Genomic DNA, 24,602 nt, shown 5'->3' with positions numbered 1-24,602 from the left:
ATGAACAAGAAACGCAGTGCCCTTATTGTGGCGGTTATTGTGCTGATCGCCGCGGCCGTTTACGGGGTTTGGTATTACCAGCAGCAGCAGGACAAACCGCTGACGCTGTACGGCAACGTGGATATCCGCACGGTGAATTTGGGCTTCCGCGTCGATGGGCGGCTGGCGTCGCTGACGGTGGATGAAGGCGATGCCCTTCAGCCGGGGCAATTGCTCGGGAAACTGGACGACGCACCTTACATCAACGCCCTGCAGCAGGCACAGGCCAACGTCGGCAGCGCCAAAGCCAAACTGGCGCTGCTGCTGGCTGGTTACCGCACCGAGGAAATCGCCCAGGTACGTTCGGAAATGGCTCAGCGTCTGTCTGCGTTCAGCTACGCCGACAGCTACCTGAAACGTCAGCAAGGGCTGTGGGCGAAAAACGCCACTTCTGCCGATGCGCTGGAAGATGCCCGTACCGCACGCAATCAGGCGCAGGCCAACCTGCAGGCGTCAAAGGACAAGCTGGCGCAATACCTGAAAGGCAACCGCCCGCAGGAGATCGAAGAAGCCAAAGCCAATCTGGCGCAGAGCGAAGCCGCACTGGCTCAGGCACAGCTTAATTTACACGACACCACCCTGGTTTCGCCGTCGGCCGGCACCGTGCTGACGCGGGCCGTCGAGCCAGGCACCATGCTCAACGCCGGCGGCACGGTGTTTACCCTGTCGCTGACCCGTCCGGTCTGGGTACGCGCCTATGTGAATGAAGCCAACCTGGGTAAAGCAACGCCGGGCACCGAACTGGAAATTTATACCGACAGCCGGCCTGACAAGCCCTATCACGGCAAAATTGGCTTTGTGTCTCCGACCGCTGAATTCACGCCGAAAAGCGTCGAAACCCCGGACCTGCGAACCGATCTGGTGTACCGCTTGCGGGTGATCGTCACCGATGCCGATGACGCGCTGCGCCAGGGGATGCCGGTTACCGTTCACTTTGCCAAACCTTGAGGGGACGGTGATGGAACAGGTGATTGAGCTGGAAGCGCTGGAGAAACGTTTTCCGTCGCTGCAAAAACCGGCGGTCGCCAGCCTGACTACCCGGCTGACCAGCGGCGCGGTGACCGGACTGGTTGGCCCGGACGGCGCCGGAAAAACCACCCTGCTGCGCATGCTGGCGGGTTTGCTCAAGCCCAGCAGCGGCAGGTTGCGCGTCGCCGGGCTGGATCCGATCGCTCAGGATCGCCAGTTGCACGCGATCCTCGGCTATATGCCGCAAAAATTTGGCCTGTACGAAGATCTGACGGTGATGGAGAACCTGACGCTGTATGCCGATCTGCGCGGCGTCACCGGCGATCTGCGTAAACAGACTTTCGATCGGCTGCTGACATTTACCGATCTCACCCGCTTCACCACCCGACTGGCGGGCAAGCTGTCGGGCGGCATGAAACAGAAGCTCGGATTGGCGTGCACGCTGGTCGGGCAGCCACAGGTGCTGCTGCTGGATGAACCCGGCGTCGGCGTCGATCCGATCTCGCGCCGCGAGCTGTGGCGTATGGTGCATGAGCTGGCCAACGACGGCATGCTGATCCTGTGGAGCACCTCCTATCTGGACGAAGCGGAACAGTGCCGCGAAGTGTTGCTGCTCAATGAAGGAGAACTGTTGTTCAGCGGCGCACCTAAAGATCTCACCCAGCGCATGGCCGGGCGCACGGTACTGATCGCGCCGCCTGCCGGCAGCCACCGTGCTCTGTTACAACGGGCGATCTGCCTGCCTGCGGTCACCGACGGCGTGATCCAGGGCAAATACCTGCGCCTGATCCTGAAAGAAGGCGAAGATCACCGGCAGGTGTTGCAGGCGCTGGATCTGCCGGACGCCGAACTGAGCGAAGCGGAACCGCGCTTTGAAGATGCGTTTATCGATCTGCTCGGCGGCGGACCGAACAGCAAGTCGGCACTGGCGGAAATCATGCCAACCGTCGCAGGGGAAAGCACTGAAACCGTGATCGAAGCGCAGGGACTGACGAAGAAATTCGGCGACTTTGCCGCCACCGACCACGTGGATTTTAAAGTGCAGCGCGGCGAGATTTTTGGCCTGCTGGGCCCCAACGGGGCCGGTAAGTCCACCACTTTCAAAATGATGTGCGGGCTGTTGGTGCCAACCGAAGGCAAGGCGTTGGTGCTGGGGATGGATCTGAAAACCAGCTCCGGCAAGGCGCGCCAACATTTGGGCTATATGGCGCAGAAATTCTCGCTGTACGGCAACCTGACGGTGGCGCAAAACCTGAAATTTTTCTCCGGCGTGTACGGCCTGAGCGGCAAAGCGCAGCGCGAAAAAATCAGTGAGATGTCCAGCGCCTTCAACTTCGACCCCATCATCAACCAGACGCCAGATTCGCTGCCGCTCGGCTTCAAACAGCGGCTGGCGCTGGCCTGCGCGCTGATGCACGAGCCGGATATCCTATTTCTCGATGAACCCACCTCCGGTGTCGATCCCCTCACCCGCCGTGAATTCTGGCTGCACATCAACGGCATGGTGGACAAGGGCGTCACCGTCATGGTTACCACCCACTTTATGGACGAGGCGGAATATTGCGATCGCATCGGGTTGGTGTATCGCGGAAAAATCATCGCCGCCGGGACCCCGGACGATCTCAAGCATCAGGTGGCCAGCAGCGAGAACCCCAATCCGTCGATGGAGCAAGCGTTTATCGAACTGGTGCAGGGTTATGATCAGGAGGAAAAAGCATGAATAGCGAAACGGCCAGTGCCGACGACAGCGGTTTCTCCTGGCGGCGGCTACGCGCGCTGTGCCTGAAAGAGACGCGGCAAATTATGCGCGATCCGAGCAGCGGGCTGATCGCCTTCGTCATTCCGCTGATGCTGCTGTTTATTTTCGGCTACGGCATCAACCTGGATTCCAGCAAGCTGCGGCTGGGGATTTTGATGGAACAACAAAGCGAAGAGTCGCGCGATCTGGCTAACGCTTTTACCGGTTCGCCTTACATCGAGCCCACCATCAGCGACAATCGCCAGCAGCTGATCCAGCTGATGCAAGCCGGGCGCATTCGCGGGCTGGTGGTGATCCCCAATGATTTTGCCCAACGCATGGCACGGCCGCACGACAACGCCCCCTTGCAAATCATTACCGACGGCAGTGAGCCCAATACCGCCAACTTCGTTCAGGGCTATACCCAGGGCGTGTGGCAAATCTGGCAACAACAGCGCGCCACCGACAGCGGGCACGAAGAAAAACCCCTGATCGACGTGCAGATGCGCTATTGGTTCAACCCGGCGGCCATCAGCCGGCATTACATCATTCCCGGCGCAATCACCATTATCATGACGGTAATCGGCGCCATCCTCACCTCGTTGGTAATCGCCCGCGAATGGGAGCGCGGCACCATGGAAGCGCTGCTTTCCACGCAGGTGACACGGGCCGAACTGCTGTTGTCCAAACTGGTGCCCTATTACTTCCTTGGCATGATCGCCATGCTGCTGTGCATGGTGGTTTCTGTGTGGGTGCTCGGGGTGCCCTATCGCGGTTCGCTGCTGATTCTGTTCGTCATCAGCAGCCTGTTCCTCGCCAGTACGCTCGGCATGGGGCTGCTGATTTCCACCATTACCCGCAACCAGTTTAACGCGGCGATGGTGGCGCTGAACGCCGCCTTTCTGCCGTCGATTATGCTGTCCGGCTTTATCTTCCAGATCGACAGCATGCCGGCCATCGTACGCGCCGTCACTTATATCATTCCGGCGCGTTACTTCGTCAGCACGTTGCAAACGCTGTTCCTGGCGGGCAACGTCGGCACGGTGTTGATGATTAACCTGCTGTTCCTGATCGCTTCTGCGGTGGTGTTTATCGGCCTGACGGCCTGGAAAACCCAGCGGCGGCTGGATTAAGGGGAAAGAAGATGTTTCACCGTCTCTGGACGTTAATCATTAAGGAAATGCAATCGCTGCTGCGCGACCCGCAGACCCGCGCCATTCTGATTTTGCCGGTTATTCTGCAGGTGCTGCTGTTTCCCTTCGCCGCCACGCTGGAGGTGACCAATGCCACCATTGCGGTGTACAGCGAAGACAGCGGTCATGCCTCGGTCGAGCTGACCCAGCGTTTTGCCAAGGCCAAGGCCTTCTCCCACGTGCTGCTACTGCGCAGCCCGCAAGAGATACAAAGCGTTATCGATAACCAAAAAGCGCTGCTGCTGATCCGTTTCCCGGCCCAGTTCTCACGGGATATTGCCAGCGGCAATACGGCCCCGCTGCAGTTGTTGCTCGATGGGCGCAACTCCAACAGCGCGCAGATCGCCGCCAACTATGTGCAACAAATCGTGCAGGATTACCAAAATGAGCTGATCGGCAGCCGCGCCAAACCGAACAACAGCGAATTGGTGGTGCGCAACTGGTATAACCCGAATTTGGATTACAAGTGGTTCGTGGTGCCATCGCTGATCGCCATGATCACCACCATTGGCGTGCTGATTGTCACATCGTTGTCGGTCGCGCGCGAGCGTGAACAGGGCACGCTGGAGCAGTTGCTGGTGTCGCCGTTGACCACCTGGCAGATTTTTATCGGCAAAGCGGTGCCGGCGCTGATCGTCGCCACCTTCCAGGCCAGTATAGTGTTGCTGATCGGCATCTTTATCTATCAGATCCCGTTCGCCGGTTCGCTGCTGCTGTTCTACGGCACCATGTTGATTTACGGGCTGTCGCTGGTGGGATTCGGCCTGCTGATTTCGTCGCTGTGCGCCACCCAGCAACAGGCGTTTATCGGCGTCTTCGTGTTTATGATGCCGGCCATCCTGCTCTCCGGTTATGTTTCGCCGGTGGAGAATATGCCCGTGTGGCTGCAAAACCTTACCTGGGTAAACCCCATCCGCCACTTCACCGACATCACCAAGCAGATCTATTTGAAAGACGCCAGTTTCAGCATCATCTGGCACAGCCTGTGGCCGCTGTTGGCCATTACCGCCACCACCGGCAGCGCCGCTTACGCCATGTTCCGCCGCAAAATTGCATAAAAAAAGGGCTCAGCATGCTGAGCCCCTACAGTGTATATCGCGTTTAACGACGGTTGCCGAAAATGCGCAGCAACATCAGGAACAGGTTGATGAAATCGAGATACAGCGTCAACGCGCCGACAATGGCGTATTTGCGGAAGCTGTCTTTATCATCGGCGTTCAGTTGCTCGCCCATGGCCTTCAGTTTCTGGGTGTCGTACGCCGTCAGGCCAACAAACACCACCACGCCGATGTAGGTAATCGCCCACATCAACGCCGTGCTTTTCAGCCAGATATTGACCAGCGAAGCCAACACAATGCCGATCAGCGCCATAAACAGCATGCTGCCGAAGCCGCTCAGGTCACGCTTGGTGGTGTAGCCATAAAGGCTCATCGCACCGAACATGCCGGCGGTCACCACGAAGGTGCTGGCGATCGAGCTGTAGGTGTAAGCGATGAAAATGCTGGAAAGCGTCAGCCCGGTCAGCGCCGAATAGAGCATAAACAGCGAGGTGGCGACCGTGCCACTGAGACGATTAACCATGCCGGAAATGACGAACACCAGCCCTAACTGCGCGATAATCAGGCCAAAGAAGGTGATCTGGCTGGAGAAGATAAAGTTAAGGATCGCAGGCGTGTTGGCCGCGTACCAGGAAACAAACGCCGTCAACAGCATACCGCAGGTCATCCAGCCATAAACCTGCGCCATATAAGCCTGAATGCCGCTGTTGGCACGTTCGACGATTGAACCATTAGAGCGTGGATATCGGTCCATGACGGTTACCTTTTGCGTATGAAACAAGATTTCGAGCCCCATTTATGGGGTTCGGCCTGCTATAAGCGTACCACATAAAACCTGATGGCAAAGCGGCAAAGGTATTGATTTGTTTCCGCTGTTTATACCCGTCGCCTTTCAAGCCGTAGCGTTGTTACCTGCACTCAATTATGTGGCCCGTCCATGGGCCACACCCCTTTTGGGGGCCGCTGCCAGCAGCGTTCAAATCTGCTCCCGGCAGATTTTTCACCCCAGTTACTTGACTTTAGTAAGCGCCTGGGGATGAGTAAGCTGGGCGCCTAGTTACGACTTAAAATTCATAGGGTATTCAGTTCACTTAATAGTTTTATGCCAGCGTTCCGCGGCCTGCCGATCGCTGTCGCGCGCATCGACCCAACGGTCTCCCTGGCCGACGGCTTCGCGTTTCCAGAAGGGCGCCCGGGTTTTCAGGTAATCCATGATGAACTCGGCGGCCTCGAACGCCATGCTGCGGTGCGCACTGGTCACGCCAACGAAGACAATCTCATCACCGGGAAACAGTTCGCCCACGCGGTGGATCACCGTCGCGCGCTGCAAGGGCCAACGGCTACGGGCTTCGTCCAGGATCTCCGCCAGCGCTTTTTCGGTCATGCCAGGGTAATGCTCCAGCGTCAGTGCACTGACGTTATCGCCCAGATTATGGTTGCGTACCTTGCCGGTAAAGGTGACCACGGCGCCATCATCGTCACACTGCGCCAACCACTGGTATTCGTCGCCGACGCTAAACGGCGCCTCACCCACGCGGATACGGGTATTTTCCACTCTTAACCTCCGGTTACCGGTGGAAAGAAAGCGACTTCATCGCCGGCACGCAGCGGATGTTCGGCCGCCACCAGCGACTGGTTCACCGCGGTCAGCAGCTTGCCAGACTCCAGCGCCAACGCCCAACGGTCACCGCGTTCACACAGCGCCTTACGTAGCGCTTCAACCGTCGGGTAATCTGCCGGCATCGATAAATCGCCGGTGCCAACCAGTTCGCGCACCTGAGCAAAAAACAGAATATTAATCATAGCTCCACCTTAAAATCACCGGATTTGCCGCCGCTTTTCGCCAGGAGGCGCACCGGGCCGATCACCATGTCTTTCTGTACCGCCTTACACATGTCGTAAATGGTTAACGCAGCCACTGACGCCGCGGTTAAGGCCTCCATTTCAACACCGGTCTTGCCGGTCAGACGGCAGCAGGTTTCAATCCGCACCCGGCTGTGTTCCGGCTGTGCCTCCAACTGCACTTCGACCTTGCTCAGCATCAGCGGATGGCACAGCGGGATCAGCTCCCAGGTGCGCTTCGCGGCCTGGATACCGGCGATGCGCGCCGTGGCGAACACGTCGCCCTTATGGTGGCTGCCATCGATAATCATCGCCAGCGTGGCCGGCAGCATCTCGACGAAGGCTTCGGCGCACGCCTCGCGCACCGTTTCTGCTTTGGCTGAAACGTCGACCATATGAGCTTCGCCCGCGGCGTTAATGTGAGTTAGCTGCGTCATAATTTTTATTTCTTCAGATGTGGCAGAAAATTGCACGGGCGGTGACGCGCGTCCAACTGCTCTTCAATAATACGTTCCCAGGCGGTACGGCAGGCGCGGGTCGAGCCCGGCATGGCAAAAATCACCGTCTGGTTGGCCATACCGGCCAGCGCTCGCGACTGGACAGTGGCGGTGCCAATCTCTTCATAAGACACCATGCGGAACAGTTCGCCGAAGCCTTCCACTTCACGATCGAACAGCGGCAGCAGCGCTTCCGGGGTGTAGTCTCTGGCGGTAAAGCCGGTGCCCCCGGTGATCAGCACGGCCTGCACCCTTTCATCTGCGATCCACGCGGAAACGCGTGCGCGGATCAGATATTTGTCGTCTTTGACGATGGCGCGATCCACTACCCGGTGTCCGGCTTCAAGCGCCGCTTCTTGCAGGTACTGGCCCGAGGTGTCTTCCGCTTCGCCACGGCTGTCCGAAACGGTCAAAATAGCAATTTGTACCGGAATGAATTCACTGCTGGCATGACTCATTGCTTGCTCCCGTGCAATTTGAAAAAGTTATCCGCCGATAAACGACAGGTTCTGCGTTATGCCACTGTTACCCTGATGCAGGAAGTGAGTCTGTTTTTTACTCAGCAGCCCGCCCTGGATGCGGTCCTTCAGTTCATCAAGCTGCTGGTCATCCGTCAGCAGATCGCGCAGGCCAATGCCCTGCTCACCGAACAGACACAGGTGCAAATTGCCGATAGCGGAAACACGCAGCCGGTTGCAGCTGGCACAGAAGTCTTTTTCATACGGCATGATCAAGCCCACTTCGCCCTGATAATCCGGGTGGCTGAACACCTGCGCCGGACCGTCGCTGCGGCCGCGCGGCTGGCGCTGCCAGCCCTGCTGTTCCAGCTGCAAACGGATCACTTCACCGGAAACGTGGTGCTTGCGAAACAGATCGCCCCCCTCGCCGGTTTCCATCAGTTCGATAAAGCGCAGCTGAATCGGGCGGTCTTTAATCCAGTTAAGGAAGGTGCCGAGCTGTTGGTGGTTCACGTCACGCATCAGCACCGCGTTGACCTTCACCTTGCTGAAACCGGCGGTAAAGGCGGCGTCGATGCCGTCCATCACCTGGCGGAACTTGTCCTGCCCGGTAATGGCATGAAATTGGCGGGGATCCAGGCTGTCGACGCTGACGTTGACTGCAGTCAGGCCGGCATCACGCCAGCCGGCGACGTCGCGCGCCATACGGTAACCGTTGGTGGTCACAGCGAGCTGGCGGATGGCCGGGTTTTCACGCACGGCGGCGATGATCTCGGTGAAATCGCGGCGCAGAGAAGGCTCTCCGCCGGTCAGGCGCACTTTTTCGGTGCCCAGTTCGGCAAATGCGCGACTGACGCGTCGGATCTCATCAAGCGACAAGAATGTTTTAGGGCTGCCGTTCGGGCGGTAGCCGTCCGGCAAGCAGTAGGTGCAACGAAAGTTGCACACGTCGGTGATCGACAAACGCAAGTAATAGAACTTGCGCTCATAAGCATCAATGAGTTGCGGCACCATAACACCTTCCAAAGTCGGGAGATGCGAACGTTTCCGCTCTGCACCCTGGTGGCTGACTTCGCCACGGCCCAAGCGCCATATTGTTCGCCAGAACAACGTAGGCCCAGAGGCTAGGAGTTTTGGTCTCAGTTCCCGCAGTCGGAGTAGCCGGAACGAAACCGTGGTTTTCATCAGAATTCTAGCGCTAAACAAACGCGATAGCCAACGCGCAATTTCGCTATATAATTGTGTATACAGCGATTTTATGCGGTTCCTAATCTGGTAAACCATGATAAACGCCCTTTACGTAGACGAATTGACCGGAATCACGCAAATCACACTCTTTTTCGCGTTTTTACGCCAAATCCGCTACTTTATGCGGGCAGTTAAGCCCCCTTGTAAGGAAATTTATGCGTAATCGAACCCTGGCCGATCTCGATCGGGTGGTGGCATTAGGCGGCGGTCATGGTCTTGGTCGCGTGATGTCTTCCCTGTCGTCTTTAGGCTCCCGTTTAACCGGTATTGTCACCACCACCGATAACGGCGGTTCTACCGGCCGTATTCGCCGTTCGGAAGGGGGCATTGCCTGGGGCGATACCCGTAACTGCCTGAACCAGCTGATTACCGAACCGAGCGTGGCTTCCGCGATGTTCGAATACCGCTTCAGCGGCAACGGCGAGCTGTCTGGGCACAACCTCGGCAATCTGATGTTGAAAGCCCTGGATCACCTGAGCGTACGCCCATTGGAAGCGATCAACCTGGTGCGTAGCCTGCTGAAGGTGGACGCGGCGCTGATCCCGATGTCCGAACAGCCGGTGGATCTGATGGCGCACGATCATGAAGGCAACCACGTTTACGGTGAGGTGAATGTCGATCAACTTACCGACATGCCACAAGAGTTGATGCTGTCGCCCCACGTCAACGCCACGCGCGAAGCGCTGGATGCCATCGCGCAGGCCGACGTGATCCTGATCGGACCGGGCAGCTTTCTGACCAGCCTGATGCCTCTGCTGTTGCTCGATGACCTTACGCAGGCTCTGCGTCGCAGCAGCGCCAATATGATTTATATCGACAACCTCGGACGCGAATTAAGCGTCGCGGCGGCGGCCTTGACGCTGAAGAACAAGCTGGAATTGATGGAGGCGAAAATTGGCCGCCAGATGATTGATGCCGTCATTGTCGGGCCAACGGCAGATACCCGTGAAGTGCAGGATCGGGTGGTGATCAAACAGCCGTTGGAAGCACAGGATATTCCTTACCGCCACGATCGTCAGTTGCTGCGCCAGGCGCTGGATCAGGCGTTGATCGAATTAGGTGCCCGCGCCTAAGCGCTTACTTGCCGCCACGTAGCCAAGGGTTATCGCTGGCGGCCTGCTCGACCATGTCGAGATAAAGATCTTCCACCTGTTTGCGCGCCCAGGGTGTGCGTCGCAAAAATTTCAGGCTGGACTTGATGCTGGGATCGCTGCTGAAGCAGTTGATGCGAACTCGTTCAGCCAGTCCTGACCAACCGTAGTTTTCCACCAGTTTATTCAGAAGCTGTTCCAGAGTGATGCCGTGCATCGGGTCTTTGGACTGGTGTTGGGTCATGGTCGGTAGCTCGCAGTAGTCAAATGGCCGCACACCATAATCAGCTTTGGCGGAGGCGACAAGGATTTTATGTTTTGGCGGCGCCGCGCTCTGCAGCGCGCCAGTAGGTTATGAAATGGCAATAAACTGCTCACGCAGCTGATGGATTTCATCACGCAAGCCCGCCGCCTGCTCGAACTCCAGGTTCTGGGCGTGGGTATACATTTGCGCTTCCAGCTCGCGGATTTTCTGATCCAGCGCTTTCGGCGTAAGGTTTTGGTACTGAGCGGCACTTTCCGCAGCTCTGCCCTTGCCTTTGCCCTTGCTGCGCGGACCCGGCTTGCCCAACTGCAAAATATCGGAAATTTTCTTGTTCAGGCCCTGCGGCACAATACCGTTTTCTTCGTTGAACGCCTGCTGTTTGGCACGGCGACGCTCGGTCTCGCTAATCGCTCTGGCCATCGAGTCGGTAATTTTGTCACCGTAAAGGATCGCTTTACCGTTGAGGTTACGCGCCGCACGGCCAATGGTCTGAATCAATGAACGTTCGGAGCGCAGGAAGCCCTCTTTATCCGCGTCCAAAATCGCCACCAGCGACACCTCTGGCATGTCCAGCCCTTCACGCAACAGGTTGATACCCACCAGCACGTCAAACTCGCCCAGGCGCAGGTCACGAATGATTTCGACCCGTTCCACGGTATCGATGTCCGAGTGCAGGTAGCGCACGCGTTCGCCGTGCTCTTCCAGGTATTCGGTCAGATCTTCCGCCATGCGTTTGGTCAGCGTGGTGACCAGCACACGTTCGTTGATCGCCACCCGCTTGCGAATTTCGGAAAGCAGATCGTCCACCTGGGTGGTCACCGGCCGCACTTCAATTTGCGGATCCAGTAGCCCGGTAGGGCGCACGACCTGATCGATAATGTCGCCACCGGATTTTTCCAGCTCGTATTTGCCCGGCGTGGCAGACACGTAGATGGTCTGCGGCGCCAGCGCTTCGAACTCTTCAAAGCGCAGCGGCCGGTTGTCCAGCGCCGACGGCAGGCGGAAGCCGTATTCCACCAACGTTTCCTTGCGTGAACGGTCGCCCTTGTACATGCCGCCGATTTGCGGAATGGTCACGTGGGACTCGTCGACCACCAACAGGCCATCCGCCGGCAAATAGTCGAACAGCGTCGGCGGTGGCTCACCCTCGCCGCGCCCGGACAGGTAGCGCGAATAGTTTTCAATGCCGGAGCAGTAACCCAGTTCGTTCATCATCTCCAGATCAAACTGGGTGCGCTGCGTCAGACGCTGTTCTTCCAGCAGCTTGTTGTTGGCCAGCAGTACCTTGCGCCGCTCGGCCAGATCCACCTTGATCTCTTCCATCGCCTGCAGGATCCGCTCGCGCGGCGTCACATAGTGCGATTTGGGGTAAATGGTAAAACGCTGCACTTCTTGTTCGATCTGGCCGGTCAGCGGATCAAACAGCGAAAGCCTTTCGACCTCTTCGTCAAACAGCTCTATGCGCAGCGCCAGTTCGTCTGATTCCGCAGGGTAGACGTCGATCACCTCACCGCGCACGCGGAATGTCGCGCGCTGGAAGGCCTGATCGTTGCGGCTATATTGCAGCTCCGCCAAACGGCGCAGGATCGCCCGCTGATCGATGATCATGCCTTTGGTCAGGTGCAACATCATCTTCAGGTACAGATCCGGATCGCCCAGGCCGTAAATCGCCGAGACCGAGGCCACCACTATCACGTCACGACGTTCCAGCAGTGCTTTGGTTGCGGAAAGGCGCATCTGCTCGATGTGTTCGTTCACCGAGGCGTCTTTTTCGATAAAGGTGTCGGAGCTGGGGACGTAGGCTTCCGGCTGGTAGTAGTCGTAGTAAGAAACGAAATACTCGACCGCATTATCGGGAAAGAACTCTTTCATCTCGCCATACAGCTGCGCCGCCAAGGTTTTGTTGGGCGCCAGCACCATGGTGGGCCGGTTGAGATCGGCAATCACATTGGCGACGGTAAATGTCTTGCCCGACCCGGTCACGCCGAGCAGCGTTTGGTGCGCCAGGCCATCCTCCAGGCCCTCTTCCAGCTTGCGGATGGCTTCCGGCTGATCGCCGGCCGGTTTGAATTCGGAATGCAGTTTGAAAACTTTACTCATAGACCCTTCGTCTTTCAAATTGCCGCGTTGCTACCGGCTGTCGTAGTGGGCGGGCGCAGCATGCAGCGCCCCTGCCTGGCGGAGAGGCGCGCGCTCGGGCGGCCATGGAGCTGTTGCTCGGTGAATGGCCTCTAATTATGGAAAGCCACGGCGATTTTCGCCAGTGCCTATGATACTGGATATAAAACCAGCTTCAAGCGGTTCGTCGCTTTAGCGTGCGCCAAATCAGGCCGAATGCACCGCCAGGGTTACAGCGGCGTGACATTTTTATTGTCAATAACAGATTTATCCCCAAAATCCGCCACGAATTAACTTATTGATAGCACTGTGGCGAAAAATCATACATAGGAACTTCATCAATACATCGGCCGCTTGATTTTAGTTAATTTATTGATTAATAATGATTTTATAAAAAAGACGAGATTGCGGACAAAGCGAACAGAACCCGCGTCCGCTCTCGCTTTAAACCGGTTTTCTAAATCTAATGCACAAGGTTATCCACAGGAATAGTGGATAACTCTCACCGCCCCGCCCCCGGCGGGAGTTGCAGAAAGAACGCTTTTTGCCGTTTCTGTCGGCCAAGATGGCTTTTTTAGTTATTTTTTCACAAAAATATCGCTTTGTTTATGCCGATTAATGCTAAAAAGCCCCATTGCCAAAAACAGATTTGTCCCATTGTTACCTTCCTTTGCTGCATCTTGCGGCGAGCGATGAAATAGCTTGCACCATAACTTTTCTGTTCAGCACCGGAAGAGTGCAAAAATCGTCCGTGTTAACTTTCCCGCTGTTTTTCCCCGGTTCCACCCAGCCCACGTCTGGCGCGCCAGACCGTTAACAAGGCAATAACAATCTCTGATTTACGCCGTTTAAAAAGTTGGCCCAAGGGTTGCATTACCCTTTCACGGCGAAAGTGGGCTCGGGGAAATCAACGCCCCGAAACGACAGAATGAGCTGCTCGGGGTTTAGCGTCACGCCAATGCGAATCAACTGACATTGACGACATAAACATGAGAGAGCGCTGACGAATGGCCTTTAGCTGCCATTTTCACCTATGTATTGCTTGCTTAAGTCAAAACTTAACTACCTCATTGAAGGTAGCAGATCAGCATTTTGTTCCAGACATTGAAACACTCGGGAAAGAAACCGCTAAGGCGGAAATCGCAGTAGGGAGTGGATGAAGCAAGGAAGAACGGGTTCGCCCCCCTTCCCTGCAACGGCCGCCCTGCGGTTCAGGCAGGTGAAATCGGCGCGGCCTGTTAAAGCTGCGTTACGCCGTCGCCCGCCATGAGCGTACAACCACGAGTGGCAGACAGGTCTTTGAGGAGAATGCCAGATGTTGAGTTTAAGGTCAGTGAATCAGTTTTATGGGCAAAACCATACCCTGTGGGATATCAATCTGGAACTGCCGCGTGGCCAATGCACGGTACTTATCGGCCGTAACGGCGTAGGCAAAACCACGTTGGTCAACTGCATTATGGGCCATTTGCCGGTGGTCAGCGGCAGTATGACCTGGCAGTTGGCAGACGAACCTCCGCAAAACCTGCTGCAGCAGCCCGTAGAAACCCGCACGGAGCTGGGGATCAGCTACGTTCCTCAGGGGCGACAGATATTTTCGCAGCTCAGCGTAGAGGAAAACCTGCAGGTGGCGCTGATGGCCGGGCGAGATAAATCCCGCCGCATTCCACCGTTGATTTATAACCTGTTTCCCAACCTGAGGGAGATGCGCGGCCGTCGGGCCGGCGATTTGGGCGACGGTGAACAGCAACAGCTGGCAATTGGCCGTGCGCTGGTACTGGAACCGGAGCTGCTGATCCTCGACGAACCCACCAGCGGTGTTCAACCGTCCATCGCCGCCGATATCGGCAACGTGATCCGCAAGCTTAACCGGGAATTGGGCATGACTATCCTGCTGGTGGAGCACAAGCTGCCCTTTGTCCGCCGCGTGGCGGATCGCTTTTGCCTGATGGATCAGGGGCGCAGCGTGGCGAATGGTACGCTGGAACAGTTGGATGAGGATTTGATCAATGCCTATCTGGCGGTGTGACAAGCAGGGACGCTAATAATGCGTCCCTGTTTTCAATTAGCCGATGCTGAATTAACACCTCTGCCGTTGTACCAGCGCAGACAGAACGATAGAGACTGGAAGTGGTCAGACACTCCCTCCATATTCAACGGGTTTTCACATCCGATATACTTGAATCGAGGGTTAGATCATGGCTGATAATGATGCACAATTTATCCAATATAGCGATCTGAACAGTAAAGTCTGGACGCTAAAAGAGCGTCTCGATGTGGCGGGTATTTACGTCAAGTCGCGCGACGAGCTGGTCAAAGCGCAAACCTTCATTAAAGACACCTTAAAAAGACCGACAACCGTAAAATTCGCCTCCCCGTTTGAGACCTGGATAGCCCCCAAGACAGATATCGACGTTGGCTTCGTTTATATTGACGGCAATGGTGTAAAAATCACCACTAACATTCCAAGTGGCACTGAAAACGATCACAACTACTTTATACGTTGCTATGCGACCTCGCTCGCACTGGATAATGGTGTCCCCATTCGGCCAGCGCCAATATTAAAGAACTTTAGCGTCAAAGGGATCGGTGCAAAGAAAAAAACTGCGTTATCTGATATGGCAGATGACAAAAAAGACGAATACAACTTTATTGATGGGATCTTGTTTGATTCGCCAGAAAAAAAAGGTCCTCAGGGAAATCTACTGGGAGGCCTGCTGGGGAACTTTTCCGTTAATAACGTGTATATCTCGGGTTTTTATTACGGTATGTATTTTGGGGCCAACGCCTATATTGGACATCACTACGCCTGTGAGGTCATCCGTTGTTATGAATGCGTGCATATGCCATCCGCTGAATCTGGTGCTAAAAACTTTGGCGAAGGGATTAACTTCTTTGGCGGTACTGTCGGTAACTCGCAAGGTCTGGCCATTGGCAACCAGAATCCGAACGGTGCATTTCGTTTTTTCGGTACATCGATAGATTACGCTGGAGCTATTGTAAATGTGCAAGCAGGGAGCGTCGAATTACACGGTTGCCATATCGAGTTCAATAATGAAAATAGTCCGCTTACTGATTTCCCGTTCCGCTGTAGCGCCAACCAAAATGCCTCGTTACTTATTCAGGGGGGTGAGATTATTACGCTGGAAGGCCCTCTGACCAAAGAATACTGTTTTTTTGCCGAAGCTGGCAGTAGTGGAATTATCGTCGAAAATGTCAAATTTTATGGTGTGAGAACCACTACAGGACGTTATTTCGGCGGCACCGGTGACTTCGTGATCCGGAATAGTCGGCTCGATGGTGGCGGCGGAGGCAAAGGTATTCAAACTTTAACCACCATGAATAATAACAAAATTAAAGATGGTGGTTTTTCATTCACGACGAAACCAATAGGTTGGGAGGTCTCTGGCGGTAGCGTCAGCGATCCCTTCACCTCAGACGCCATCACTATCGCTATCGAATCCGGTGCAGGCACTAACGGCAGTAATGCGTTAAAAGTGACAAAATTGGGCAATACCAACGCCAATGCCGGCCTAAGGTTGGTTGTGCCAGCGTCGCAATATGAACAGTTAGGTGCCTGTTTTACTCTGAAAACACTGAATGGCGGCACCGGCAATTTATTTTCCACGCTGCACTATGCCTGTATTCTGGAAACCGAAAGCAATGGTGTATCGATCATCGCGAAATCGGATGCCGCCGCCTGGGATGGCAGGCTAAACACCAATGACTATCTCGAATTCAAAGAATACCGATTTAATAGCAACAGGCGAAAAGTGCCGGTTTGGGCAACTCACATTATCTTGTCATTCAATTTGTATGCTTTAGCTAAAAACGGGGTTTTATACGTGGATAACGCTTGTATCACCGCCATGTAAATAGGCAACCAACCGATCTCCGTCCATGGCGAATACCCTGGACGGAGGATCTAACGCTTAAAGGGGTAAAACGCTCAAATCCAGATAATGCCCCAGCGCCTGTCGTTCAACTTCGGGCAGATGGGGGATCTCCCCCAGCAGCGGGGCCGGTAACATGCGGCGCAGCGTGGCCATATATTCCTGATGGCGGCGACCCGGTGCGCAAACGTCATTGGCGATCCAACCGACCAGCGGCAACTCCGCCTGCCGGATAGCCTGTGCGGTCAGCACGGCATGGTTAATGCAGCCCAGCCGTATTCCGACCACCAAAATAACCGGCAGTTGTTCCTGCTGCACCCAGTCAGCAAAGGTATGTTGCTCACTAAGCGGCGTAAACCAGCCCCCGGCACCCTCGACCAACAGCCAATCGGCCCGCTGCTCCAGATGACGTAACCCGGCGGAAAGCCGGGCCAGTTCGATCGGCCGCCCTTCGTCGGCGCTGACAATGTGCGGTGAGGTCGGTTCTGCAAACACATAAGGGTTTACTTCGCCATAGCTTAGCGCCACCGCGCTGTTGGCCTGCAATGCCAACGCATCGCCGTTTCGCAGCCCTTCCGTGGTCATCTCGCTGCCTGAAGCCACCGGTTTGTAGCCGGCCGTGCGGTAACCCGCCAAATTGGCTGCCTGCAGCAAGGCGCTGCTGGCCACGGTTTTGCCCACTTCGGTGTCGGTGCCGGTGACAAACCAACGCTTAATCACGATAAATCACTCCATAAACCAGATGATAACTGAGCGGGAACTGCCCGCGGCGGCAGGGATAGGCTGCCTGCAAAGCCGCGAGGCGCTGTCGGGACAGCAGGCCGGCTTCGCGCCCCTGATGCAAATGGGTGGCACCGATCCCCTTGAGGGAGCGCATCAACGCCATTACGTCCGCGTAATTCAGGGTTTGCCATTCCGCCTGCAGGTGATGGCGATAACCCGCACAGGCCGCCTCAATCTGCGCCAGCGGCAGAAAATCATTAACATGGCGCTCACCGTCCACCTGCTGCCAGGCATCACCCAGTTCTTGCAGCGATCCTTGCGCCAGGGTGGAAAAAAGAATCACGCCGCCCGGGCGGGTAACGCGGTACAGCTCTGCCAACGCACGCGGCAGATCGCTGCACCATTGCACCACCAGGCTGCTGAAACTGATGTCCACGACGGCGTCGGGTAGGGGCACATTTTCGATGTCGCCTAACAGATAATCATCCGCAGCCTGCTGCTGTCGGGCAAAGGCCAGCATGCCCGGTGCCAAATCGAGCGCCGTCACCTGCTTGCCCAGCTCTCGCCAGCGGCGGCTGAAATAACCGGTGCCACAGCCGGCATCGAGCAGTTGCTCGCCACGGTGTTCCTGCCCCATCCCCAGTAAGCGCTCACCCACATCACGCTGCAATACCGCCGCCGCGTCATAACTTACGGCCGCGCGGCTAAAGGCCGAAGCGACCGCTTGCTTGTTAACCTGTTCAAACGCTGACGTCATGCAATACCTCCAGCAGACGATCGATATCCTGCGGCTGATGCGCTGCCGTCAGGGTAATACGCAGACGCGCGCCGCCCGGCGGTACCGTCGGCGGGCGGATCGCACTCACCCACAGGCCTTGCCCACGCAGGTGCTGCGCCAAATCAAGCGCTCGCTGATTATCCCCCACCAGCAACGGCTGAATGGCGGTAAGCGACTCCGTCAGCGTCAGCGACAATTGGGCCGCCCCCTGGCGAAAACGATGAATATTGCTGTGTAACCGGGTGCGAAGTTCGTCGCCCTGCTGGATACAATGCAGAGCCGCTTGCAGCGCACAGGCCTGTGCCGGCGGCATCGCCGTGCTGTAAATCAGATGACGGGCAAACTGCAGCAGGTATTCTGCCGTAGCTTCATCGCACAGGACCGCAGCGCCACTGAGGCCAAAGGCTTTGCCGAAAGTGACCACCAACAACTCGGGCCGTACGCCCTGCTGCCAGCAACTGCCGCGCCCCTGTTCACCCTGAACGCCAATGCCGTGTGCGTCGTCAACCATCAACCAGCCGCCTGCTTGGCGGGTCAAACGGTGCAGCGCTGCCAGAGGGGCACTGTCGCCGTCCATGCTGAAAACTCCTTCGGTGACCACCAGCGTCTGGCCGCCACAGGGTTTCGCCAGCAAATCGGCCAATGCCTGCGGTTGGTTATGCCGAAAACGCCGAAGTTGGGCCGGTGAGTGAGCCGCCGCCTCCAGCAGCGAAGCGTGGCTAAGCCGATCGGCCAGAATGCGATCCTCTTCCTGCATCAACGCCGCCAGCAGCGCCTGATTGGCGGCATAGCCGGAGATAAACAGCAGCGCACGTGGATAGCCCAGCCATTGCGCCAACTGCTGCTCCAGCGCCTGGTGTGCGGTGCAAAAACCGGTCACGTGGCCGGAACCGCCGGACCCCACGCCATATTGCTGCGCACCCTGCTGCCAGGCAGCGATTACCTGCGCATTCTGGCTCAGGCCCAGATAATCATTGCCGGAAAAATTCAGGTAGCGCTGGTCGTTAAGCTGAAGATGGCGACCATTGCCGCCCTGATTCACCAGACGGCGGCGGTAAGCGGCGCTCTGTTGCCGCTCCTCCAGCGCCTGTTCAATACGTTGTTGCCAGCTCATTACAGCGCCGCATTGTAAAACTCGGCGGTATCGGCCTGCATCAGGCGCGCAGCCAGCACTTGTTGTTGCTGATTGTCGCCGTGCTCGGTTTCGGTTTGCTGCGGGTTGAGGCCCAGCTTGCGGAACAGCTGCAGATCCTTGTCCTCTTCCGGGTTTGGCGTGGTCAGCAGCTTGCAGCCATAGAAGATGGAGTTGGCGCCGGCCATAAAGCACATTGCCTGGGTTTGTTCGTTCATCTGTTCGCGACCGGCAGAAAGACGGACGTAAGAGGCCGGCATCATGATGCGTGCCACTGCGATAGTGCGAATGAAATCAAAAGGATCGACGTCGTCGTTATCAGCCAGCGGCGTCCCCTTGACCTTCACCAGCATGTTGATCGGCACGCTCTCCGGCGGTGTCGGCAGATTGGCCAACTGCACCAGCAGCCCGGCGCGGTCACGCACCGTTTCCCCCAACCCAACGATGCCGCCGGAACAGACCTTGATGCCCGCACCGCGCACCTTGCCCAGCGTATCCAGACGTTCCTGATAGCTGCGGGTGGTGATGATGCTGCCGTAGAATTCCGGCGAGGTATCCAGGTTGTGGTTGTAATAATCCAGCCCGGCCTCGGCCAAGCGTTCCGCCTGAGATCCCTCCAGCGTGCCCAGCGTCATGCAGGTTTCCATCCCCATGGCCTTCACGCCTTGCACCATCTGCTGCAGATAAGGCATATCGCGCTCGTGCGGGTTTTTCCACGCCGCGCCCATGCAGAATCGGGTCGAACCGTTTGCCTTGGCCTTGCGTGCCGATTCCAGCACCTGCTCCACCTGCATCAGCCGCTCCGACTCCAGGCCGGTTTTGTAGCGGGAGCTTTGCGGACAGTACTTGCAGTCTTCCGGACAGGCGCCGGTTTTGATTGATAACAGCGTGCTCACCTGCACCTGACGCGGATCAAAATGCTGGCGGTGAACCGTCTGGGCTTCAAACAATAACTCAAGCAGGGGTTTATCAAACAGGGTCTGGGCAAGACCCACTGTCCAGTGAATGCGATCGGCCATCACGGCGTCTCCAAAAATGAAAAAAGTGTCGTCAGTTTAGATATTGTGGATATACTGTCAACCATTACACACATGATTTGGTTTACAAGTATGTCTGTCACTACCTCCGACCTGGAATTCGATCAGCGCCATATCTGGCACCCTTACACCTCGATGAGCCACCCACTGCCCTGTTATCCGGTAGAGGCCGCCAGCGGCGTTGAACTGCAGCTGGCCGATGGCCGACGCCTGATTGACGGTATGTCGTCCTGGTGGGCGGCCATTCACGGTTATAACCACCCGCAGTTGAACCTGGCTGCGACTCAGCAGTTGGAAAAAATGTCGCACGTGATGTTCGGCGGCATTACCCATCCCGCCGCGATCGAGCTGTGTCGCAAGCTGGTCGCCATGACGCCGGAAGCGCTACAGTGCGTGTTCCTGGCAGATTCCGGCTCGGTGGCGGTGGAAGTGTCGCTGAAGATGGCGTTGCAATACTGGCAAGCGCGCGGAGAACGGCGGCAGCGTATTCTGACTCTGCGCCACGGCTACCACGGGGATACCTTCGGCGCGATGTCAGTGTGCGATCCGGACAACTCGATGCACAGCCTGTATCAGGGATATCTCGCGCCACACCTGTTCGCCACTGCGCCACAGTGCGGTTTCGATCAGGCCTGGGATGAACATGATATTGCCCCGTTCGCCGCACTGCTGGAGCAGCATGCCGGTGAAGTGGCGGCGGTGATTTTGGAACCGGTAGTCCAGGGGGCGGGCGGCATGCGCATCTACCATCCGACTTACCTCAAACGGGTACGCGAGCTCTGCGACCGCTATCAGGTGCTGCTGATTGCCGATGAGATCGCCACCGGTTTCGGACGTACCGGCAAGCTGTTTGCCTGTGAACATGCCGAGGTAGTACCGGATATTCTGTGTCTGGGCAAGGCGTTGACCGGCGGCTATATGACGCTTTCCGCCACCCTGACCACGCGCCACGTGGCGGAAACCATCAGCAACGGCGCTGCGGGCTGCTTTATGCACGGCCCTACCTTTATGGGCAATCCTTTGGCCTGCGCGGTGGCGAATGCCAGCCTGTCGCTGCTGGCGGAGAATCGCTGGCAGCAGCAGGTGGCCGCTATCGAAACCCAGTTGAAACAGCAGCTATTGCCGCTGAAAATGCAGCCAAAAGTAGCGGACGTGCGGGTATTGGGAGCGATTGGCGTGGTGGAAATGCGCGAACCTGTGGATATGGCGCAGCTACAGCGCGGATTCGTCGAGCGCGGCGTGTGGATCCGCCCCTTCGGCAAACTGATTTATTTGATGCCGCCTTACATCATCGAGCCTGAACAGCTCAGCAAATTGACCGCCGCCGTCACCGCCGCGGTGCAGTAACAGGTTACCAATGCTGGTCCAGATAACGGGCCAGCAATATCAGGCACAACACCCACAGCAATATGATCATTACCGCCGCCATCCGGCCGGTAGGATTATCGATACGCCTTTGCGCCTTCTCGCGAAACTCTGCCATCAGCGGCTTGGGGATCAACCGCACCGCCAGCATAATGCCCAGCGGCACTATAATCACGTCGTCCAGATAGCCCAGCACCGGAATAAAGTCCGGGATCAGATCGATAGGCGATACCGCATAACCCGCCACCAGCAGGGCGATCAATTTGGCATACCAGGGCGTGCGCCGGTCGCGGGCGGCCAGCCAAAGAGCATAAATGTCGCGCTTGATGCCCTTGGCCCAGCGGCGCAGCCAACCAAACCACGGCGTGCGTTTTTTTAATGAAATCATGATTGCTTTTATCGATCTGTGAATTATTGATGTCGTGTATGTAGCTTCGGCGTTAACGAGGATAACCCATAGGGCAGGCCGCTGGCGAGGTGCAATGAGGCTTGTGTTATGACGTCAAAAAGGTCTAGCTTAGGCATTCAGCTTTTACCGACCAATGGAGTCATTATGAGCTTTCGTTTGTACAGCAACGATCTGCAGGACGGCGCGAAAATGCCGGAGCGCCAGGTGTTTAACGGCATGGGCTATCAAGGCGATAATCTGTCTCCGCATCTGGCCTGGGACGGCGTGCCGAAAGGCACCAAGAGTTTCGTGATTTCGGTATACGATCCCGATGCGCCGACCGGCTCCGGCTGGTGGCACTGGGTGGTAGCCAATATCCCGGCTGCCACGCGTGAACTGCCGCAGGGCGCAGGTTCCGGCAAGGGCGGCTTACCGGCCGGCGCCGTGCAGACCCGCACCGATTTTGGTTCCGCCGGTTATGGCGGCGCAGCGCCACCGCAGGGAGAAAGCCACCGCTATCACTTCACCGTCCACGCACTGGACGTAGAAAGCATTGAGGTGGATGAAGGTTCCAGCGGTGCCCTGGTCGGTTTCAACGTGCACTTCCATAGCCTTGGCAGCGCCACGCTGACGGTGAAATACAGCTGATTCTCGGGAAAAAGAACCCCATCCCGAGAGACTGTAGGGGCGCAGCATGCTGCGCCCTCATTATTCATTCGCCCTTAGGGCAACCGGGCATCATTTACTTCTACTTCGCTAATACGCTTACCCACATCGGGCCTTTACCCACCGGGTAACGTGCCAGAGTGGCCAGCTTGCCGCTGGTCTGATCGATTTCATACACCCCGATATGATCGGACTTCTGACCGGACGAGATCACAAAGCGGCCGCTGTGGTCGATGTTGAAGCCACGTGGCTGCTCTTCGGTCGGGTGGTAGCCGACGACCGACAGGGTGCTACCGTCTTCGGAGACGCTGAAAATCGTCAGTATGCTGGCGGTGCGGTCGCTGGTGTAGAGGAAGCGGCCATTCGGCGTGAGGTGAATATCCGCCGCCCAACGGGTGCCGTTGAAATCGGCAGGCATGATATCCAGCGTTTGCGCCTGGGTGTATTTAGCGCCGTTTTCACTGATGGCCAGCACGTCTACCGTACCGTCCAGCTCGTTTACGCAGTAGGCATATTTGTCGTTCGGGTGGAATGCCATGTGGCGCGGACCGGCACCGGCGGCGGTTGCTACCGCTTCCTGAGCATGCGGCGTCAGTTCGCCCTGCTGATCCAAATTGAACAGACGAATGCGATCTTCTTTCAGGCAGGGCACCAACAGCAGTTGGTTGGTCGGGTCGATATTGGCCGAGTGCGGCGCAGTTAAACCGTCAATCTGCTGAATAGGCGCACCCACTACGCCGTCATGGCCAATAGGACTGACGCTGGCGCAGTTGCCGCTGTAGGAGGCGGAAAACAGATAACGCCCCTGCAAATCGGTAGAGATATGGGTCGGGCTGCCCGGCAGCGGTGCCATGCCCGCCTGTTGCAGCGTGCCGTCCGCCTCGATGCGGTAGCTGACAATGCCGAACGCCGGGCGCACGCCGACGTACAGGTGCGTTCGGTCCGGGTGGATCGCCATCGGTTGCACCTGACCCGGAACTTCGACGGTTTGCAGCAGCGCCAGGGCCCCTGCATCGCCTAACTGCCAGACGTGAATTTGCTGGCTTTCCGGGCTGGCGACATAAACGATTTGCTTCATGTGTTCTCCTTGAATAGGGTAAGAGAGAAACCGGTTTCAGGTTTTTCGGTTTCCCCTAGCTTACCTCACATCCGTGACATAACAACCCTGTGTTGCTGAGGAAATCTGTGCTGTTTTATCCATCGCTTATCCGGTGTACCATCGGTTTAATTTTGTTGCTAACGATAATGAGATCCCTATGAGCTACCGCGTCATTGCCCTCGATCTGGATGGCACCCTGCTGGACAACCAAAAACGCATTTTACCGCAGTCGCTGGCAGCCCTGGCGCAAGCGCGCGCTGCCGGTATCAAAGTGATTGTCGTCACCGGCCGCCATCACGTGGCGATCCACCCGTTTTATCAGGCGCTGGAGATAGACACACCGGCAATCTGCTGCAACGGTACCTATCTGTATGACTTCCAGCAGCAAAAAGTGCTGGCCGCCGATCCGCTGGCCAAAGATCAGGCCAAACTGGTGCTGCAAATGCTGAAACAAAGCGGCATTCACGGCCTGATGTACGTGGACGACGCCATGCTGTATCAGGAACCAAGCGGCCACGTCACCCGTTCACTGGCCTGGGCGGAAACCCTGCCGCCGGCGCAACGCCCAACGCTGTTGCAGGTCAACAGCCTGGTGCAAGCAGCCGATGAAGCGCAGTCAATCTGGAAGTTCGCCACTTCGCACGCCGATATTCCTGCGCTGCGCCAGTTTGCCGAGACGGTGGAAAAAGAACTGGGACTGGCCTGCGAATGGTCGTGGCACGATCAGGTCGATATCGCCAAAGGCGGCAACAGCAAAGGCAAACGCCTGCAGCAGTGGGTCGAGTCGCAGGGCCTGAGCATGGATCAGGTGGTGGCTTTCGGGGATAACTACAATGACCTCAGCATGCTGGAAGCGGTAGGTCTGGGCGTGGCGATGGGCAACGCCGATGACGCTATCAAGCAACGCGCCGATTTGGTGATCGCCGATCACCTGCAACCCGGCATCGCCGAGGTGATCCGCACGCGCGTACTGGGTCAATAATTCGTGATTGCCCTCCCCGCAGGGAG

At 56.9% G+C, this 24,602-nt stretch carries 24 protein-coding genes and 1 riboswitch; of the genes, 10 read left to right on the top strand and 14 right to left on the bottom strand.

The annotated features are described in order from the left end of the window. Genes hlyD through LQ945_RS19940 form a run of 4 tightly spaced genes read left to right on the top strand, consistent with a single transcriptional unit; the run spans nt 1 to nt 4,997 of the window. Nucleotides 1-987 carry a secretion protein HlyD gene (gene hlyD, locus LQ945_RS19955; RefSeq protein ID WP_044548984.1) on the top strand — a complete coding sequence of 329 codons (987 nt, stop codon included), beginning with the start codon at nt 1-3 and terminating at the stop codon, nt 985-987. 10 nt (nt 988-997) lie between these two features. Next, nucleotides 998-2,728: an ATP-binding cassette domain-containing protein gene (locus LQ945_RS19950; protein ID WP_269934362.1), complete on the top strand. Its 1,731-nt coding sequence runs from the start codon at nt 998-1,000 to the stop codon at nt 2,726-2,728. Beyond that, nucleotides 2,725-3,879: an ABC transporter permease gene (locus tag LQ945_RS19945; RefSeq protein WP_270101539.1), complete on the top strand. Its 1,155-nt coding sequence runs from the start codon at nt 2,725-2,727 to the stop codon at nt 3,877-3,879. The genes LQ945_RS19950 and LQ945_RS19945 overlap by 4 nt, the downstream gene beginning before the upstream one ends. Nucleotides 3,880-3,890: 11 nt before the next feature. Then, entirely contained in the window at nt 3,891-4,997 is a 1,107-nt protein-coding gene (locus LQ945_RS19940) for an ABC transporter permease (RefSeq protein WP_262240330.1), read from the top strand. 43 nt (nt 4,998-5,040) lie between these two features. On the opposite strand, the gene LQ945_RS19935 is transcribed toward LQ945_RS19940, so the two are convergent. The 6 genes from LQ945_RS19935 to moaA all read right to left on the bottom strand — a co-directional run bounded on the left by LQ945_RS19935 (nt 5,041) and on the right by moaA (nt 8,808). After that, a complete protein-coding gene (locus LQ945_RS19935; RefSeq protein ID WP_020825728.1) occupies nt 5,041-5,751 on the bottom strand; it encodes a Bax inhibitor-1 family protein in 711 nt (236 codons plus the stop codon). Between the two features lie 333 nt (nt 5,752-6,084). Then, nucleotides 6,085-6,552, bottom strand: coding sequence for a molybdopterin synthase catalytic subunit MoaE (gene moaE, locus LQ945_RS19930; protein ID WP_270101538.1), 468 nt, complete (start codon nt 6,550-6,552; stop codon nt 6,085-6,087). Between the two features lie 2 nt (nt 6,553-6,554). Further along, a complete protein-coding gene (gene moaD / locus LQ945_RS19925; RefSeq protein WP_012005757.1) occupies nt 6,555-6,800 on the bottom strand; it encodes a molybdopterin synthase sulfur carrier subunit in 246 nt (81 codons plus the stop codon). Beyond that, nucleotides 6,797-7,276 (bottom strand): cyclic pyranopterin monophosphate synthase MoaC, encoded by a 480-nt coding sequence (gene moaC / locus LQ945_RS19920; protein WP_270101537.1) that lies wholly within the window; start codon nt 7,274-7,276, stop codon nt 6,797-6,799. Before moaC ends, moaD begins: the two co-directional genes overlap by 4 nt. A gap of 5 nt (nt 7,277-7,281) precedes the next feature. Continuing rightward, on the bottom strand, nt 7,282-7,794 hold the full coding sequence (moaB, locus tag LQ945_RS19915; RefSeq protein WP_182825363.1) for a molybdenum cofactor biosynthesis protein B: 513 nt from the start codon (nt 7,792-7,794) through the stop codon (nt 7,282-7,284). Between the two features lie 27 nt (nt 7,795-7,821). After that, nucleotides 7,822-8,808 carry a GTP 3',8-cyclase MoaA gene (gene moaA / locus LQ945_RS19910; RefSeq protein ID WP_270101536.1) on the bottom strand — a complete coding sequence of 329 codons (987 nt, stop codon included), beginning with the start codon at nt 8,806-8,808 and terminating at the stop codon, nt 7,822-7,824. Continuing rightward, nucleotides 8,795-8,937, bottom strand: a riboswitch (molybdenum cofactor riboswitch). (Overlaps the previous gene by 14 nt.) A 260-nt stretch (nt 8,938-9,197) precedes the next feature. Here moaA and LQ945_RS19905 point away from each other — a divergent pair. Next, complete coding sequence (locus LQ945_RS19905) at nt 9,198-10,115, top strand: gluconeogenesis factor YvcK family protein (RefSeq protein ID WP_020825723.1); 918 nt, start codon at nt 9,198-9,200, stop codon at nt 10,113-10,115. 4 nt (nt 10,116-10,119) lie between these two features. On the opposite strand, the gene LQ945_RS19900 is transcribed toward LQ945_RS19905, so the two are convergent. Both LQ945_RS19900 and uvrB read right to left on the bottom strand, forming a co-directional pair. Beyond that, nucleotides 10,120-10,377, bottom strand: coding sequence for a VF530 family DNA-binding protein (locus LQ945_RS19900; RefSeq protein WP_044548972.1), 258 nt, complete (start codon nt 10,375-10,377; stop codon nt 10,120-10,122). Between the two features lie 108 nt (nt 10,378-10,485). Next, on the bottom strand, nt 10,486-12,498 hold the full coding sequence (gene uvrB, locus LQ945_RS19895; RefSeq protein WP_270101535.1) for an excinuclease ABC subunit UvrB: 2,013 nt from the start codon (nt 12,496-12,498) through the stop codon (nt 10,486-10,488). Nucleotides 12,499-13,831: 1,333 nt separating this feature from the next. Between uvrB and LQ945_RS19890 the strand changes: the two genes are divergently transcribed. Together LQ945_RS19890 and LQ945_RS19885 are read left to right on the top strand one after the other, a co-directional pair. After that, nucleotides 13,832-14,542 carry an ATP-binding cassette domain-containing protein gene (locus LQ945_RS19890; RefSeq protein WP_044548969.1) on the top strand — a complete coding sequence of 237 codons (711 nt, stop codon included), beginning with the start codon at nt 13,832-13,834 and terminating at the stop codon, nt 14,540-14,542. A gap of 169 nt (nt 14,543-14,711) precedes the next feature. Continuing rightward, nucleotides 14,712-16,388, top strand: coding sequence for a hypothetical protein (locus tag LQ945_RS19885; RefSeq protein WP_270101534.1), 1,677 nt, complete (start codon nt 14,712-14,714; stop codon nt 16,386-16,388). 57 nt (nt 16,389-16,445) lie between these two features. On the opposite strand, the gene bioD is transcribed toward LQ945_RS19885, so the two are convergent. From bioD to bioB, 4 genes are read right to left on the bottom strand one after another with little or no spacing between them, the layout of a single operon-like run. Then, nucleotides 16,446-17,126 (bottom strand): dethiobiotin synthase, encoded by a 681-nt coding sequence (gene bioD, locus LQ945_RS19880; protein ID WP_270101533.1) that lies wholly within the window; start codon nt 17,124-17,126, stop codon nt 16,446-16,448. Then, entirely contained in the window at nt 17,119-17,886 is a 768-nt protein-coding gene (gene bioC, locus LQ945_RS19875) for a malonyl-ACP O-methyltransferase BioC (RefSeq protein ID WP_270101532.1), read from the bottom strand. The genes bioD and bioC overlap by 8 nt, the downstream gene beginning before the upstream one ends. Beyond that, a complete protein-coding gene (gene bioF, locus LQ945_RS19870; protein ID WP_270101531.1) occupies nt 17,870-19,021 on the bottom strand; it encodes an 8-amino-7-oxononanoate synthase in 1,152 nt (383 codons plus the stop codon). The genes bioC and bioF overlap by 17 nt, the downstream gene beginning before the upstream one ends. Further along, complete coding sequence (gene bioB, locus LQ945_RS19865) at nt 19,021-20,058, bottom strand: biotin synthase BioB (protein WP_262240339.1); 1,038 nt, start codon at nt 20,056-20,058, stop codon at nt 19,021-19,023. Before bioB ends, bioF begins: the two co-directional genes overlap by 1 nt. A 90-nt stretch (nt 20,059-20,148) precedes the next feature. On the opposite strand from bioB, the gene bioA reads away from it, so the two are divergent. Next, nucleotides 20,149-21,423: an adenosylmethionine--8-amino-7-oxononanoate transaminase gene (bioA, locus tag LQ945_RS19860; RefSeq protein WP_270101530.1), complete on the top strand. Its 1,275-nt coding sequence runs from the start codon at nt 20,149-20,151 to the stop codon at nt 21,421-21,423. Nucleotides 21,424-21,427: 4 nt separating this feature from the next. On the opposite strand, the gene LQ945_RS19855 is transcribed toward bioA, so the two are convergent. Next, nucleotides 21,428-21,829 carry a YkvA family protein gene (locus tag LQ945_RS19855; protein WP_270101529.1) on the bottom strand — a complete coding sequence of 134 codons (402 nt, stop codon included), beginning with the start codon at nt 21,827-21,829 and terminating at the stop codon, nt 21,428-21,430. A 165-nt stretch (nt 21,830-21,994) separates the two neighbouring features. Here LQ945_RS19855 and LQ945_RS19850 point away from each other — a divergent pair, with 165 nt between their 5' ends. After that, nucleotides 21,995-22,477, top strand: a complete 483-nt coding sequence (locus tag LQ945_RS19850) for a kinase inhibitor (protein ID WP_270101528.1) — start codon at nt 21,995-21,997, stop codon at nt 22,475-22,477. A gap of 100 nt (nt 22,478-22,577) precedes the next feature. Here the strand turns inward: LQ945_RS19850 and pgl are convergent, their stop codons facing one another. Continuing rightward, nucleotides 22,578-23,573, bottom strand: coding sequence for a 6-phosphogluconolactonase (gene pgl / locus LQ945_RS19845; RefSeq protein WP_270101527.1), 996 nt, complete (start codon nt 23,571-23,573; stop codon nt 22,578-22,580). A gap of 178 nt (nt 23,574-23,751) precedes the next feature. On the opposite strand from pgl, the gene LQ945_RS19840 reads away from it, so the two are divergent. Further along, nucleotides 23,752-24,576 (top strand): pyridoxal phosphatase, encoded by an 825-nt coding sequence (locus tag LQ945_RS19840; protein WP_020825711.1) that lies wholly within the window; start codon nt 23,752-23,754, stop codon nt 24,574-24,576. Nucleotides 24,577-24,602: the final 26 nt, after the last annotated feature.

Source organism: Serratia liquefaciens, assembly GCF_027594825.1.
Lineage (GTDB): Bacteria > Pseudomonadota > Gammaproteobacteria > Enterobacterales > Enterobacteriaceae > Serratia > Serratia liquefaciens_A.
Note: the sequence above shows the minus strand (reverse complement) of the source record. Positions and strands in the feature narration are given on the sequence as shown.

Excerpts from the sequence above, each read along its gene's own strand:
- uvrB (WP_270101535.1), bottom strand. The coding sequence starts at position 12,498 with ATGAGTAAAGTTTTCAAACTGCATTCCGAATTCAAACCGGCCGGCGAT.
- LQ945_RS19885 (WP_270101534.1), top strand. The coding sequence starts at position 14,712 with ATGGCTGATAATGATGCACAATTTATCCAATATAGCGATCTGAACAGT.
- LQ945_RS19905 (WP_020825723.1), top strand. The coding sequence starts at position 9,198 with ATGCGTAATCGAACCCTGGCCGATCTCGATCGGGTGGTGGCATTAGGC.
- LQ945_RS19840 (WP_020825711.1), top strand. The coding sequence starts at position 23,752 with ATGAGCTACCGCGTCATTGCCCTCGATCTGGATGGCACCCTGCTGGAC.
- LQ945_RS19940 (WP_262240330.1), top strand. The coding sequence starts at position 3,891 with ATGTTTCACCGTCTCTGGACGTTAATCATTAAGGAAATGCAATCGCTG.
- bioA (WP_270101530.1), top strand. The coding sequence starts at position 20,149 with ATGTCTGTCACTACCTCCGACCTGGAATTCGATCAGCGCCATATCTGG.
- LQ945_RS19935 (WP_020825728.1), bottom strand. The coding sequence starts at position 5,751 with ATGGACCGATATCCACGCTCTAATGGTTCAATCGTCGAACGTGCCAAC.
- hlyD (WP_044548984.1), top strand. The coding sequence starts at position 1 with ATGAACAAGAAACGCAGTGCCCTTATTGTGGCGGTTATTGTGCTGATC.
- moaC (WP_270101537.1), bottom strand. The coding sequence starts at position 7,276 with ATGACGCAGCTAACTCACATTAACGCCGCGGGCGAAGCTCATATGGTC.
- moaD (WP_012005757.1), bottom strand. The coding sequence starts at position 6,800 with ATGATTAATATTCTGTTTTTTGCTCAGGTGCGCGAACTGGTTGGCACC.
- LQ945_RS19855 (WP_270101529.1), bottom strand. The coding sequence starts at position 21,829 with ATGATTTCATTAAAAAAACGCACGCCGTGGTTTGGTTGGCTGCGCCGC.
- pgl (WP_270101527.1), bottom strand. The coding sequence starts at position 23,573 with ATGAAGCAAATCGTTTATGTCGCCAGCCCGGAAAGCCAGCAAATTCAC.
- LQ945_RS19945 (WP_270101539.1), top strand. The coding sequence starts at position 2,725 with ATGAATAGCGAAACGGCCAGTGCCGACGACAGCGGTTTCTCCTGGCGG.
- LQ945_RS19950 (WP_269934362.1), top strand. The coding sequence starts at position 998 with ATGGAACAGGTGATTGAGCTGGAAGCGCTGGAGAAACGTTTTCCGTCG.
- LQ945_RS19900 (WP_044548972.1), bottom strand. The coding sequence starts at position 10,377 with ATGACCCAACACCAGTCCAAAGACCCGATGCACGGCATCACTCTGGAA.
- moaA (WP_270101536.1), bottom strand. The coding sequence starts at position 8,808 with ATGGTGCCGCAACTCATTGATGCTTATGAGCGCAAGTTCTATTACTTG.
- LQ945_RS19890 (WP_044548969.1), top strand. The coding sequence starts at position 13,832 with ATGTTGAGTTTAAGGTCAGTGAATCAGTTTTATGGGCAAAACCATACC.
- bioC (WP_270101532.1), bottom strand. The coding sequence starts at position 17,886 with ATGACGTCAGCGTTTGAACAGGTTAACAAGCAAGCGGTCGCTTCGGCC.
- LQ945_RS19850 (WP_270101528.1), top strand. The coding sequence starts at position 21,995 with ATGAGCTTTCGTTTGTACAGCAACGATCTGCAGGACGGCGCGAAAATG.
- moaB (WP_182825363.1), bottom strand. The coding sequence starts at position 7,794 with ATGAGTCATGCCAGCAGTGAATTCATTCCGGTACAAATTGCTATTTTG.
- bioF (WP_270101531.1), bottom strand. The coding sequence starts at position 19,021 with ATGAGCTGGCAACAACGTATTGAACAGGCGCTGGAGGAGCGGCAACAG.
- bioB (WP_262240339.1), bottom strand. The coding sequence starts at position 20,058 with ATGGCCGATCGCATTCACTGGACAGTGGGTCTTGCCCAGACCCTGTTT.